Annotated in this window: 11 protein-coding genes; 9 read left to right on the forward strand and 2 right to left on the reverse strand. The window is 36.1% G+C overall.

All coding sequences use genetic code 11. The features are described from left to right. Nucleotides 1-37: 37 nt before the first annotated feature. From grpE to BAU17_RS09315, 7 genes are all read left to right on the forward strand, one after another. Nucleotides 38-571 carry a nucleotide exchange factor GrpE gene (gene grpE / locus BAU17_RS09285; RefSeq protein ID WP_161902541.1) on the forward strand — a complete coding sequence of 178 codons (534 nt, stop codon included), beginning with the start codon at nucleotides 38-40 and terminating at the stop codon, nucleotides 569-571. A 53-nt stretch (nucleotides 572-624) separates the two neighbouring features. Continuing rightward, nucleotides 625-2,448 carry a molecular chaperone DnaK gene (gene dnaK, locus BAU17_RS09290; RefSeq protein ID WP_161902542.1) on the forward strand — a complete coding sequence of 608 codons (1,824 nt, stop codon included), beginning with the start codon at nucleotides 625-627 and terminating at the stop codon, nucleotides 2,446-2,448. 199 nt (nucleotides 2,449-2,647) lie between these two features. Further along, nucleotides 2,648-3,814, forward strand: coding sequence for a molecular chaperone DnaJ (gene dnaJ / locus BAU17_RS09295; RefSeq protein WP_161902543.1), 1,167 nt, complete (start codon nucleotides 2,648-2,650; stop codon nucleotides 3,812-3,814). A 125-nt stretch (nucleotides 3,815-3,939) separates the two neighbouring features. Further along, nucleotides 3,940-4,317, forward strand: coding sequence for a GntR family transcriptional regulator (locus BAU17_RS09300; protein WP_161902544.1), 378 nt, complete (start codon nucleotides 3,940-3,942; stop codon nucleotides 4,315-4,317). Then, nucleotides 4,318-5,169 carry an ATP-binding cassette domain-containing protein gene (locus BAU17_RS09305; protein ID WP_161902545.1) on the forward strand — a complete coding sequence of 284 codons (852 nt, stop codon included), beginning with the start codon at nucleotides 4,318-4,320 and terminating at the stop codon, nucleotides 5,167-5,169. Further along, nucleotides 5,166-5,819: an ABC-2 transporter permease gene (locus BAU17_RS09310; RefSeq protein ID WP_161902546.1), complete on the forward strand. Its 654-nt coding sequence runs from the start codon at nucleotides 5,166-5,168 to the stop codon at nucleotides 5,817-5,819. Before BAU17_RS09305 ends, BAU17_RS09310 begins: the two co-directional genes overlap by 4 nt. 187 nt (nucleotides 5,820-6,006) lie before the next feature. Continuing rightward, on the forward strand, nucleotides 6,007-6,789 hold the full coding sequence (locus BAU17_RS09315; RefSeq protein WP_161902547.1) for a metallophosphoesterase: 783 nt from the start codon (nucleotides 6,007-6,009) through the stop codon (nucleotides 6,787-6,789). A 65-nt stretch (nucleotides 6,790-6,854) separates the two neighbouring features. Here the strand turns inward: BAU17_RS09315 and BAU17_RS09320 are convergent, their stop codons facing one another. Continuing rightward, the gene (locus tag BAU17_RS09320; RefSeq protein ID WP_161902548.1) at nucleotides 6,855-7,592 is read right to left on the reverse strand and encodes an amino acid ABC transporter ATP-binding protein; all 738 of its coding nucleotides are present in this window, start codon (nucleotides 7,590-7,592) and stop codon (nucleotides 6,855-6,857) included. A 1-nt stretch (nucleotide 7,593) separates the two neighbouring features. Continuing rightward, nucleotides 7,594-9,744, reverse strand: coding sequence for an amino acid ABC transporter substrate-binding protein/permease (locus BAU17_RS09325; protein WP_161902549.1), 2,151 nt, complete (start codon nucleotides 9,742-9,744; stop codon nucleotides 7,594-7,596). Between the two features lie 254 nt (nucleotides 9,745-9,998). On the opposite strand from BAU17_RS09325, the gene uvrB reads away from it, so the two are divergent. Next, nucleotides 9,999-11,984: an excinuclease ABC subunit UvrB gene (gene uvrB / locus BAU17_RS09330; RefSeq protein ID WP_161902550.1), complete on the forward strand. Its 1,986-nt coding sequence runs from the start codon at nucleotides 9,999-10,001 to the stop codon at nucleotides 11,982-11,984. A 14-nt stretch (nucleotides 11,985-11,998) separates the two neighbouring features. Continuing rightward, complete coding sequence (gene uvrA / locus BAU17_RS09335) at nucleotides 11,999-14,827, forward strand: excinuclease ABC subunit UvrA (protein WP_161902551.1); 2,829 nt, start codon at nucleotides 11,999-12,001, stop codon at nucleotides 14,825-14,827. Nucleotides 14,828-14,896 lie beyond the last annotated feature (69 nt).

The raw sequence follows: 14,896 nt of genomic DNA on the forward strand, positions 1-14,896 counted from the left end.
TATAGAATGACTTTATTATAGAAGGGAAGTTAGTCCGTTGTCAGAAAAAGAAAATGTTTCAGAAGAATTAGTTGAAGAAACACCACTTGAAGAAACATCGGTTGAAGAAGTGGAAGAAACGGTTTCTGAAATTGATGAATTGAAGAAACAATTAGAAGAAACTGAAGACAAATTCTTACGAGCGCGTGCTGAAATAGCAAATATTACGAATCGTAATCGTAATGAACGAGAGTTACTTCAAAAATATCGCTCGCAAGATTTAGGTAAGAAATTGCTACCTGCAATCGACAACCTAGAACGCGCGTTAAGTGCGGAAGTAACGGATGAAAGCGACAGTCTGAAAAAAGGTATCGAAATGGTATTAGAAAGTTTAATCCATAGTTTAAAAGAAGAAGGAATTGAAGAAATTCCAGCTGCAGGCGAAACATTCGATCCTAACTTGCATCAAGCAGTTCAAACTGTTCCAGCTTCAGATGAACATGCAACAGATACAATTGTTGAAGTTCTACAAAAGGGCTACAAACTGCATGATCGTATTTTACGACCAAGTATGGTTGTTGTCGCACAATAAAAATTGATAATTAAAAGAAAACGAAGATAAATTAGACAAAGGAGATTTTTAATATGAGTAAAATTATTGGTATTGACTTAGGTACAACAAACTCAGCTGTTTCTGTTTTAGAAGGCGGCGAAGCAAAAATTATTACAAATCCAGAAGGAAACCGTACAACACCTTCTGTTGTGTCATTCAAGAATGGTGAAATCCAAGTTGGTGAAGTAGCAAAACGCCAAGCAGTAACCAACCCTAATACAGTTTCTTCTATCAAACGTCATATTGGTGAAGCTGGTTATAAAGTAGATGTTGATGGTAAATCTTATACACCTCAAGAAATCTCAGCAATGATTTTACAATATATCAAAGGATTCGCTGAAGATTATTTAGGTGAAAAAGTTGAAAAAGCAGTTATCACAGTTCCTGCATACTTCAATGACTCACAACGTCAAGCAACAAAAGATGCTGGTAAAATTGCTGGGTTAGAAGTTGAACGTATCGTTAACGAACCAACTGCAGCAGCTTTAGCTTACGGTTTAGATAAAACTGACCGTGATGAAAAAGTATTAGTATTTGACCTTGGTGGTGGTACATTTGACGTATCTATCCTTGAACTAGGTGATGGTGTGTTTGACGTATTATCAACTGCTGGTGATAATAACCTTGGTGGGGATGACTTTGATAACAAAATCATCGACTACATGGTAGAAGAATTCAAAAAAGAAAACGGTATTGACTTAAGCAAAGATAAAATGGCTGTACAACGTTTGAAAGATGCTGCTGAAAAAGCGAAAAAAGATTTATCTGGTGTAACAAGCACACAAATCAGCTTGCCATTTATTACAGCCGGTGAGGCAGGACCATTGCATTTAGAAATGACAATGTCTCGTGCGAAATTTGATGAATTGACAGCTGACTTAGTAGAACGTACAAAAACACCTGTACGTCAAGCGTTGAAAGATGCTGGTATTTCTCAATCTGAAATTGATGAAGTTATCTTAGTTGGTGGTTCTACACGTATTCCTGCAGTTGTTGAAGCAGTACGTAAAGAAACTGGTAAAGAACCAAATAAATCAGTAAACCCTGATGAAGTTGTAGCTATGGGTGCAGCTATTCAAGGTGGCGTTATCACTGGTGATGTAAAAGACGTTGTTTTACTTGACGTAACACCATTATCATTAGGTATTGAAACAATGGGTGGCGTATTTACGAAATTAATTGACCGTAACACAACAATCCCAACAAGTAAATCACAAGTATTCTCAACAGCCGCTGATAACCAACCAGCAGTAGACATTCATGTGTTACAAGGTGAACGTCCAATGGCTGCCGATAACAAAACATTAGGTCGCTTCCAATTAACTGATATTCCAGCAGCTCCACGTGGAATCCCTCAAATTGAAGTAACATTTGATATTGATAAAAATGGTATCGTAAATGTATCTGCTAAAGATTTAGGTACTCAAAAAGAACAAACTATTACAATTAAATCTTCTTCAGGTTTATCAGATGAAGAGATTGAACGTATGGTGAAAGATGCTGAAGCAAATGCTGAAGCAGATAAAGCACGTAAAGAAGAAGTTGATTTACGTAATGACGTAGATGCATTGTTATTCTCTGTTGATAAAACTTTAGGCGAATTAGAAGGTAAAGTTGATGCTGAAGAAGTGAAAAAAGCAGAAGATGCACGTGATGAATTGAAAGCTGCTGTTGAAGCCAATAACATTGAAGAAATGAAAACAAAACGTGATGCGTTGAACGAAATCGTACAAAACTTAACAGTTAAATTGTATGAACAAGCTGCTCAACAACAAGCGGCAGAAGATCCAAATGCTGCACAAGGTGGCGCAGATGATGTGGTTGATGCAGATTTTGAAGAAGTAGATAACGACTAATCTCGTTATTTGTGAAAAAGCCAAAGTCATCCGCTTTGGCTTTTTCTTCTGAAAAGAAGTGAGATATTCGAGCGATTCTAACCAAATTAATATAAATTTCTTGCTCTTTTTTGAAGTTTTTTTCAAAATGATGTTTCTTCTTTCGGTTTTATGATAAAATACGAAAGACTGTTAAAAGTAAGATAATGGAGGGAAGCCAATGGCAACAAAACGTGATTATTACGAAGTCTTAGGTTTACAAAAAGGGGCTTCGGATGACGAAATCAAAAAAGCGTATCGTAAGCTTTCCAAAAAATACCATCCAGACATTAACAAAGAAGCTGATGCAGAAGCGAAATTTAAAGAAGTTTCGGAAGCATACGAAATTTTAAGCGACCCACAAAAACGTGCAGCATATGATCAATATGGTCATGCTGGAACAGATGCCAATTATGGCGGAGCTGGTGGTGGCTTTGGTGGTTTCGGCGGTGGCGGATTCTCTGGAGCTGGTGGCTTTGGTGGCTTTGAAGATATATTTGAATCTTTCTTTGGCGGTGGTGGACGTACGGTTAATCCAAATGCACCACGACAAGGGGAAGACTTACAATATTCAATTAATTTAACGTTTGAGGAAGCAATTTTCGGTATTGAAAAAGAAATCCAATACAAACGTGACGAAACATGCCATACATGTGATGGTAGTGGTGCGAAACCTGGTACGCATCCAGAAACATGTCACAAGTGTCATGGTTCTGGAACAATTAATGTGGAACGTCAAACACCGCTTGGTCGTGTCATGAGCCGTCAAACTTGTGACGTTTGTCATGGTACTGGGAAAGAAATTAAAGATGTTTGTGGAACGTGTCATGGTACTGGTCATGAAAAGAAAACACACAGTGTGAAGGTAAATGTTCCTGCTGGTGTTGAAAATGGTCAACAAATGCGTTTAGCTGGACAAGGTGAAGCTGGAACAAATGGTGGTCCTTACGGAGATTTATATGTGGTCTTCTATGTGGAAGAAAGTGATATCTTCGATCGTGATGGCGGTGAAATTTTCTATGAGTTACCATTAAACTTTGTGCAAGCTGCCTTAGGTGATGAAATTAATGTACCAACTGTCCATGGTGAAGTGAAATTAAAAATACCTGCTGGAACACAAACAGGAACAAAATTCCGTTTACGTGGCAAAGGTGCACCTCGTCTTCGCGGCGGTGGCAATGGCGATCAACAAGTAACAGTGAAAATTATTACACCTCGTAACTTGAATGAAAGCCAAAAAGAAGCTTTACGTCAATTTGCTGAAGTAAGTGGACAAAAAACAACCGAACAACAACAAGAAGGTTTCTTTGATAAAGTCAAAGATGCTTTTGGTGGAAAGAAAAAATAAATAAAAGCAGAAATTCTGATTAGTGGAATTTCTGCTTTTTTTATTTGGGAATGTTTATTAAATGACTCGTTGACAAACTGTTAACTACTGTTATATACTGTTTATTAAAGAAGGGGGTGATTATTTTGAATATTATTATTCAAAATAATTCAATGATTCCTATTTATGATCAAATTTGTAGTCAGATTAAATCATTAATCTTAAATGAGAAATTAAAAGAAAGTAGTCCACTTCCTTCAGTACGTTCGCTAGCTAAAGAGTTAAAAATTAGTGCGCTAACAGTCAAAAAAGCCTATGATTTGCTAGAAAAAGAAGGATTTATTGCCACAATCCATGGAAAAGGTAGCTATGTATTACCAGTGAACCCAAATGTAAAAAAAGAAGAAATTCTGTATCAAATTCAGTTAGAGTTAGAAGGCACAATTCAAAAAGCAAGAAATTCTGGAATAACCAAAAAAGAGTTATCAGAATTAGTAGAAATGCTTTTAAAGGAGGAGAGTTAAATGATTTCAATGCAAAATGTTCAAGTGAATTATCCGACATTTGAGTTAAATTGTACGTTGGAAGTCAAGACAGGAATGATTACAGGATTAATTGGCGAAAATGGTGCGGGGAAAACAACTATATTTAAAGCATTGTTAGGTATTATTCCCATTAAATCGGGGGAAATTTTAATTGATAATGTCCCTGTTAACAAATTAACGAACAAGAAAAGAGAAAAAATTGGTACGGTCTTATCTGATGCTTTTTTTAACGGATTGTTTACGATTAAAGATATTCATCAGCTACTTAAAAAAAGTTATTCAACATATGATTCAACTTACTTTTTATCACAGTGTCAAAACTTTCGATTACCAGACAATCAAGCTATTAAAGAGTTTTCAACTGGGATGTTAGCCAAGTTAAAAATCTTAACAGCGCTATCTCATCAATCAGACTTGTTAATTTTAGATGAGCCAACGAATGGATTAGATGTGAGTGCTCGTCATGAAATTATAGTAATTTTACAAGAATATATGGAGCAGCACCCCGAATGTTCAATTTTGATTAGCTCACATATTTCTAGTGATTTGGAGAAAATATGTGACGATATCTATTATATAAAACAAGGAAAGATTCTCTTACATGAAGACACAGACGTATTGTTAAATACTTATGGGATAGTAAAAGTTGATTTAGATATTTTTGAAACTATTTCACAAGATTATATTGTCTATCAAAAGAAAATGTTTTATGGATATGACTTACTAACCAATCAGCGTTTATTCTATCAAGAAAATTATCCTCAACTTGTGATTGAGAAGCCAGGGTTAGACCAAATTTTATTAATGATTATGGAGGGGGAGCAACGATGAGAAGCTTATGGATGAAAGATTATCTTCTTTTGAAAAAACAATTTATGACTTATTTGATTTTTTTAGGGATTGCAATTTTTAATATATATGCAACACAATCAATTGAAATTGGTTTTTTATTTCTTAGTTTTGGTTTTGTCTCTTTGGCTGTAGCAACCCTGTATTATGATCAAGAGAATGAGGGATTGACGTATCTTTTTTCATTGCCAATCACCAAAGGTCAGTATGTTGTTCAAAAAGAATTACTTATTTTATTTTCATCATTAGTTGCTTGTTTAATAGCAACGATTCTTGCTGGTTTGGTTTCTTATATTCATTATGGATTAATGATGCCTTTGGATAAGTTGTTACTTATTATTGGTACAGCATTATTATTAGGTTGTTTTTATGGAGCTATAGTAACACCATTGTATTTAAAATTTAATAGCGAACAAGCGCGAGTAGTAATGTTTCTTACAATTGGAGGGTTCGTAGCAGTAGGATTTTTAGTTGAGAAAACACCTATTTTGAAAGTCATTTTGGAATGGGGAGGCATACAGTTTTTAACAAGTGCGACGAGTATTCAACTATCGTTACTGCTAGTTGGTCTTTCTTTACTTGTGTCAGCTATTTCAGCTGTTATTAGCCATAAAATAATTAAAGTTTACTGATATATAATCTAAAATCGAGAAAAGTCATCTCAGGAGAAGTAGTTGAGTTGACTTTTTTCGTGTTATACTTTTATTTAGTGACACAAATAAAAGTACGTCTTTACTCTTTTAGTTTGAATGTAGCATATTATCTTTTTAGCAATACGACTAGATAAGGAAAAACGAATCATTGTTGAGGAGTGTTTTCATGACAAAACTTTACGCAATATCAGATATTCATGGTGAATTAGCGTGTATGGAAGAAGCATTAATTTTAGTAGATTGGCAAGAAAAGAATTGTTTATTTCTTTTAGGAGATTATATTAATCGTGGGAATCAAGGCTGTCAGGTATTGTATCGAATCAAAGAATTAGAAGAACTGTATCCAAGCCAAGTGACGATATTAATTGGTAATCATGAACAAATGTTTCTAGAATGGTTACAAAATAGTGAAGAATACACAGTAATGGTAGATTCTTATTTTGAAACGATCCGCTCATTTTTTAGTGATGTTGAATTTGATGAAATGAAAGAACATTTGCTATCATTAGGTGCAGTGGAAAAAATCAGTCATTTTTTTGCGCAAAAAATAACCGAAAAGCATTCTGAACTTATCAAATGGTTACGTACTAAAGAAAATAATTGGTATATTGAAACGGAAACCAATATTTATGTCCATGCCGGAATTTTTGAGGATGAGGAATTATGGAAAGTCGCAACGACTAAAGATGAATTTGTTTGGAAATACCCTGCAGAAACTGGGAAATTTTATAAAAATATTATTGCAGGTCATATTGGTACAACCGAAATCGCGAAAAATCAAACGTTTTTAGGGCAAGTATTTTTTGATGGAAAGAGTCATTTTTATATTGATGGGGAGACAAATAAGAGTCGAATTGTTCCTGTGTTGGTTTATGATACAGAGACGGAAATGTTTACGAGTTATTTGTATGATGATGGTTGCTGGCGTGAGTATATCGTAAAGAAATAAAATCGGAATCATCTTAAGAAAATACAAAAAAGCCATTCTTTCAAAACTGAAAGAATGGCTTTTTATCAAATATTCAATACTTTATTTAAAAAGTCTTTTGTTCGTTCGTGTTGTGGGTTACCGAAGATTTCTTCTGGAGTACCATCTTCAAGGAAATTACCGCCATCGATGAACATGACACGATTGGCTACTTCTTTAGCAAATCCCATTTCATGTGTCACGATAACCATGGTCATTCCTTGTTTAGCAAGCTTTTTCATAACGTTTAGTACATCGCCGACCATTTCAGGGTCAAGAGCTGATGTTGGTTCATCAAACAGCATGATGTCTGGATTCATTGCTAGGGCTCTTGCGATAGCCACACGTTGTTTTTGACCACCTGATAAGTTATCAGGATACATATCTTTTTTATCTGCTAAACCAACTGTTTCTAAGAGTTTGATGGCTTGTTCTTCCGCCTCTTTTTTTGATGTTCCTCGTAAATCTGTTGGTGCTAACGTAATATTTTCTAAGACAGATAGATGTGGGAACAAATTGAAATGTTGGAAAACCATTCCGATATGCTGACGTACTTCATTAATGTTTGTATTCTTATCCATTAAATGTGCACCATCAACAATAATATCACCGCTAGTAGGATCTTCTAAACGATTTAAGCAACGTAAAAAGGTAGATTTACCTGAACCAGAAGGACCAATAATACAAACGACATCGCCTTCTTTAATGGATGTGTTGATGTTGTTTAATACGGTATTGTCACCGTACTTTTTGACTAGATTTTCAACAAGAATTTTTTCTTTCATCTTAGTTCACCTTCTTTTCTAACACTTTGGCAAATTTAGTTAAGGCAGTAATTACAACAAGGTATAAAATAGCAATAATTAGGTAAACGTATGTTGTTTGCATTGTTCTTGCAACAATGATTTTACCTGTTTGTAGTAATTCTACCACACCGATAACGGAAATAATGGTTGTATCTTTCAATGAAATGACAAATTGATTCACGAAAGAAGGGATCATAATTTTAATAGCTTGTGGTAAAACGATTTTTTGCATTGTTCGATTATATGAAAGTCCCAAGCTTCGTGAGGCTTCCATTTGTCCGACTGGTACGGCGTTGATTCCTCCACGAACAATCTCTGCGATATACGCACTGGCGTTTAAGGTTAAGGTAATGACCCCAGCGGTAAAGTCTGGAATAGTGACGCCAATTGCATCAGATAATCCAAAGAAGATAAAGAATGCAAGTACCATCATTGGAATACCGCGGATGATATCAACATAAATAGATGCAAAAATTCGTAATGGTTTAATAGGGGCCACACTGAATAACCCAATGATAACACCTACAACTAATGCTAATGCAAATGAAATTAAAGCAAGTGCAATTGTTTTACCTAAACCAGTTAATAGAATTTTATAGTTATTTTTGATTAAACCGACAAAGGTAGATTCATCAGTTTTTGATTCGGCTTTGCCGTCTTTAATATAGCGAGATAGAATCTCATCGTATTCGCCTGTACGTTTCATTTCAGCAAGTGCTTCGTTAAACATTTCAATTAATTCTGGGTTTTGGCCTTTCTTCACTGCAAAGCCATATTCGCCACCAGTTTCGCGTTCGATAGGTGTTTCTAATGCTTGTCCTTGTGCAATAGCGTAGCCAATAACAGGGTAGTCATCCATTAAGGCATCTACGGCACCTACGCGAACAGCGTCGTATAATTGATCGGCTGCGTCATAGTATTTAATTGTATAATTGTATTTTTCTTTATTTTGTTCTAGGAAGTCCGCACTTTCTGTTCCAACTTTAGCACCAACTTTTTTGCCGGATAAATCTTTATATGAGGTAATATCTTCATTACCAGCTTTGACAGCTAGTTGAATACCACTTTCAAAATATGAATTTGAAAAGTCAAATGTGTTGCGGCGTTCATCGGTCATAGTCATTCCTGCAATCATACCATCCGCTTGATTGCCTTCAACAGCTTGGACAGCACCAGAGAAGCCAATGTGATTGAAACGAACATTGAATCCTTGTAATTCAGCTGCACGATTGACTAAATCAACGTCAATCCCGACATATTGATTGTTTTCATCTTGAAATTCAAATGGCGCAAATGCTGAATCGCTAGCAATCACGTATAAATCTTTTTTAGGTTCAATTTTTATCATTTCGCCACCATCATCTGAAGTACCAGAAGTGATGTAACGGTCAACAATTTTTTTATACTCACCAGAGTCTTTTAATTTTTTTAGTCCAGCATTGAATTTTTCTAATAGTTCTTTGTTTTCACCTTTTTTTACAGCAAAACCGTAAGAATTTCCTTCTTGTGGTTCACCAATTAATTTTAAAGGCTCACCTTGGTTGATAGCATATCCCAATACAGGTAAGTCATCGAATACAGCTGCGACGGTTCCGTTTTTGGCCGCACCATAAAGACCAGTTGCATCATCGTAGTTTTTAATATCAAAGCCATATCTATCCTTGTTGTCTTCTAGGAAAGTTGCGCTCTCTGTCCCAACTTTAGCACCGACTGTTTTTCCTTCTAAATCTTCAAATGATTTGATATCCTTGTTGTCTTCTGGAACAGCCATTTGAATGCCGCTGTCGAAATAAGGATCAGAAAAATCGAAGCTTTTCTGTCTTTCTTCGGTGATACTCATTCCTGCAATCATCGCATCTAATTGATTTGATTGTACGCCTTGAACAGACGAGTCAAAACCGAGTGGACGTAAATCAACTTCAAATCCTTGATCTTCTGCGATGGTTTTTAATAAATCAATATCAATTCCGATGTACTCGTTATTTTCGTCACGAAATTCAAATGGTGCGAATGTCGTATCAGTACCAATCTTATATGTTTTTTCTTCAGCAAATGTTGTTTTTCCTGTGAAGAGAAAAAGTGACATCAGTAGCGAAAAAAATGAAATGAAAATTGCTTTTCTTTTCTTCATAAATAAATCCCCCTATAGTTTTTTGATGTTATAAAATTATATATCAAAGTTTTTAAAGGAAGCAAGGGTTTCGCCATTTTCTAATGAAAAAAGTTCCGTGTTTCTTACAAGAGATGTTAGAAATGGTAACATTTTTTTGAAATACATAAAAAAATAGTTAAAAAGTAATAAAAATAGCGAAAGTATGTTCGCTGTGTTAAAATATAAGAGCAGATTATTGTTTGAATTACGAAACAGAAAGAAGGAGTACCTCTATGTTTGAAAGAGAAACATCTCGTCAATTTGAGTTGGTTTCTAAATATGAACCAGCAGGAGATCAACCGGAAGCAATTCGGGAATTGACAGAAGGCGTGCTTGAAGATAAAAAAGCGCAAATTTTACTTGGTGCAACAGGGACAGGTAAAACTTATACGATTTCAAATGTCATTCAAAATGTGAATAAACCAACGTTAATTATTGCTCACAACAAAACACTCGCCGGTCAACTATATGGCGAATTTAAAGAGTTTTTTCCAAATAATGCCGTTGAATATTTTGTTAGTTATTATGATTATTATCAACCAGAAGCATATGTTCCTTCGAGTGACACATACATTGAAAAAGACTCCAGTATTAATGATGAAATTGATAAGCTACGCCATTCGGCGACTAGTGCTTTGCTAGAACGGAATGATGTAATTGTTGTGGCATCTGTTTCTTGTATTTTTGGTTTAGGTTCACCACTCGAATATCAAAAGCAAGTAGTTTCTCTTCGTGTTGGTATGGAGATTAGTCGGGATGCTTTATTGCGTTCATTAATCGAAATTCAATTTGAGCGTAACGACATTGATTTTCAACGTGGACGTTTCCGTGTACGTGGTGATGTTGTGGAAATTTTCCCTGCATCTCGAGATGAACGTGCACTACGGGTCGAGTTTTTTGGTGATGAAATTGATCGGATTCGTGAAGTGGATGCTTTGACAGGGGAAATTTTAAGTGAGACGGAACATGTATCAATTTTCCCGGCAACACATTTCTTAACTGATGGGGATCATTTAGAGCATGCGATTGCTTCGATTCAAGCCGAGTTAGATATGCGTCTAGCTATTTTGAAAGAAAATAATCAACTCTTAGAAGCTCAACGCTTAGAGCAACGTACCAATTACGATATTGAAATGTTGAGAGAAATGGGTTATACATCAGGAATTGAAAACTATTCACGTCATATGGATGGCCGAAAAGAAGGCGAACCACCTTATACATTACTCGATTTCTTCCCAAAAGATTATTTAATTGTTATTGATGAATCACATGTAACGATGCCACAAATTCGTGGAATGTACAATGGGGACCGTGCGAGAAAGCAAATGTTAGTTGATTACGGCTTCCGTTTGCCTTCAGCTTTGGATAATCGCCCGTTGCGTTTAGAGGAATTTGAAGAACGTGTCAATCAAATTATTTATGTTTCTGCGACTCCGGGTCCTTATGAGCATGAGCAAACAGATACAGTGGTACAACAAATTATTCGTCCAACTGGGTTATTGGATCCAGTCATTGAAGTTCGTCCAATTATGGGGCAAATTGATGATTTAGTGGGCGAGATTAATGAACGTACAGAACGTAATGAACGGGTTTTTGTTACAACGTTGACTAAAAAAATGTCAGAAGACTTAACAGATTATTTCAAAGAACTAGGCATCAAAGTCAAGTATTTGCATAGTGATATTAAAACACTTGAACGAACGGAAATTATTCGTGATTTACGTTTAGGCGAGTTTGATGTGTTGGTGGGTATTAACTTGTTACGTGAAGGATTGGATGTTCCTGAAGTATCGTTAGTGGCTATTTTAGATGCTGATAAAGAAGGCTTTTTACGTAGCGAACGTTCACTAGTGCAAACAATTGGACGGGCCGCGCGAAATGCAGAAGGAAAAGTCATTATGTACGCTGATAAAATCACCGATTCAATGCAACGTGCGATGGATGAGACTTCCCGTCGACGTGAGATTCAACAAGCGTACAATAAAGAACACGGCATTGAACCGAAAACAATCATTAAAGAAATTCGCGAGTTAATCTCAATTTCGAAAGTTGCTGAAGAAGTTGCAGATTATGAAGTAAATTCATATGAAGAATTATCGAAAGAGGAAAAAGAATTGCTACTACTTAAATTAGAAAAAGAAATGCGAGAAGCTGCCAAAGCGTTAGACTTTGAAAAAGCAGCTACTCTGCGTGATACGATTCTAGAATTAAAAGCATAGTCAGGAGGAAAAAAATGGCAAATGACAAGATTGTGATTCATGGTGCGCGTGCACATAATTTAAAAAATATAGATGTAACGATTCCTAGAGATCAGTTGGTTGTTGTAACTGGTCTGTCTGGATCAGGCAAAAGCTCGTTAGCTTTTGATACGTTATATGCAGAAGGACAACGTCGTTATGTTGAGAGTCTGTCTGCGTATGCGCGTCAATTTTTAGGTCAAATGGATAAACCGGATGTCGATAGTATTGATGGCTTAAGCCCGGCGATTTCCATTGATCAGAAAACCACAAGTAAAAATCCGCGTTCAACAGTTGGAACAGTCACTGAAATTAATGACTATCTACGTTTATTATTTGCTCGTATTGGTCATCCGATTTGTCCGAATGACCACATTGAAATTACGAGTCAATCGGTTGAGCAAATGGTTGATCAAGTGTTGGAATTACCAGATAGAAGTAAAATTCAAATTCTAGCGCCAGTTGTTGTACAGAAAAAAGGACAACACAAACGTGTCTTTGAAATGATTCAACGTGAAGGATATGTGCGAGTTCGTGTTGACGGTGAAATTTATGATATTTCAGAAGTACCTGAGTTAGAAAAAAATAAAAAACATGATATTGCAATCATTATTGACCGAATTGTTGTGAAAGAAGGTATTCGTTCACGTTTGTTTGATTCATTTGAATCAGCACTAAGGATGGCTGAAGGCTATGCAATTGTTGATGTGATTGGTCAAGAAGAACTATTATTTAGTGAACATTATTCTTGTCCTTATTGCGGATTTACTGTTGGTGAATTGGAACCACGTCTGTTTTCTTTTAATGCACCATTTGGAGCTTGTACAGAATGTGATGGTTTAGGGATTAAGCTGGAAGTTGATATTGATTTAGTTGTGCCTGATGCAACGAAAACATTACGTGAAGGGGCGTTGGTTCCTTGGAATCCAATCAGCTCCCAATATTATCCACAAATGTTAGAGCAAGCTTGCCAAGAATTTAGTATTGATATGGATATCCCGTTTGAAGATTTACCAGAAGAACAACGAGATATTGTCTTGAATGGTTCAAATGGTGAATTGTTCCATTTCCATTATGAAAATGATTTTGGTGGCGTACGTGATGTTGAAGTGCCATTTGAAGGAGTCATGACCAATATTAAACGTCGTTATCATGAAACAAACAGTGACTTTACAAGAGAACAAATGCGTTTGTATATGAACGAATTAACTTGTAAAGCATGTAAAGGGTATCGTTTAAACCCACAAGCTCTTTCCGTTAAAGTTGGTGGTAAACATATTGGTGAAATCAGCGAATTAGCGATTAATAAAGCATTACCGTTTGTAGAAAGTTTGGAATTAAGTGAACAAGAAACGATGATTGCTCGTCCAGTTGTCAAAGAAATTGATGACCGTCTAAGCTTTTTACAAAATGTTGGGTTAGATTATTTAACTTTAAGTCGCTCAGCAGGTACATTGTCAGGCGGAGAAGCGCAACGGATTCGTTTGGCAACACAAATTGGTTCTAATTTATCAGGTGTCTTATACATTTTAGATGAGCCTTCCATTGGGTTACATCAACGTGACAACGATCGATTGTTACAATCTTTACGTAAGATGCGTGATTTGGGAAATACACTGATTGTTGTTGAGCATGATGAAGATACGATGCGAGCAGCGGATTACTTGATTGATGTCGGACCTGGTGCAGGACACGCAGGCGGCGAAATCGTTGCTGCAGGTACACCCGAAGAGGTAGCCGCAAATCCAGCTTCTTTAACAGGACAGTATCTATCTGGTAAGCGAGTGATTCCAGTTCCGAAAGAACGTCGCAAAGGTAACGGACAAGCAATTAAAATTACTGGTGCAACAGAAAATAATTTAAAAAATGTTTCAGTTTCTTTCCCATTAGGGCAGTTTGTGGCAGTGACAGGTGTTTCTGGTTCCGGAAAATCAACCTTAGTGAATGAAATTTTGAAAAAAGCCTTGGCTCAAAAAATCAATCGCAATTCAAACAAACCAGGAAAATTCAAAAAAATGACTGGTTACGAAAATATTGAGAAAATTATCGATATTGACCAAAGTCCAATTGGCCGTACACCTAGAAGTAATCCTGCAACCTACACAAGCGTTTTTGATGATATCCGTGATTTATTTGCACAAACGAATGAAGCAAAAATTCGTGGTTATAAAAAAGGCCGTTTCAGTTTTAACGTTAAAGGTGGACGTTGTGAAGCATGTCGTGGTGACGGTATTATCAAGATTGAAATGCATTTCTTGCCAGATGTCTATGTACCTTGTGAAGTGTGTCATGGCAAACGTTATAATTCTGAAACGTTAGAAGTCCATTATAAAGGAAAGAATATTTCTGAAATATTGGATATGACCGTAGATGATGCAGTAGAGTTCTTCAAACACATTCCAAAAATCCATCGCAAACTACAAACAATTGTGGATGTTGGTTTAGGTTATGTGACATTAGGACAACCTGCTACAACCTTATCTGGTGGGGAAGCGCAACGCATGAAATTAGCAAGCGAACTTCATAAAAACTCCAATGGCAAGAGTTTTTATATTTTGGATGAACCAACAACTGGGTTACATTCTGATGATATTGCACGCTTGTTGAAAGTATTGGAACGTTTGGCAGATGCTGGTAATACAGTGTTGGTGATTGAGCATAATTTAGATGTCATTAAGTCAGCGGATCATGTCATTGATTTAGGACCAGAAGGTGGCGATGGTGGTGGTACCATTCTAGCAACAGGTACACCCGAAGAGATTGCCCAAGTCAAAGAAAGTTATACAGGACAATATTTACAAAATGTTTTGAAAGAAAAGAATTAAATTAATTCAAAATTCTAATAAAACACTTGTAAGATGTTCTATGCTTGGTTAGAATTGAATCAGGTCGAA

The sequence above is a fragment of the Candidatus Enterococcus willemsii genome, from assembly GCF_009933335.1.
GTDB lineage: Bacteria > Bacillota > Bacilli > Lactobacillales > Enterococcaceae > Enterococcus_F > Enterococcus_F willemsii.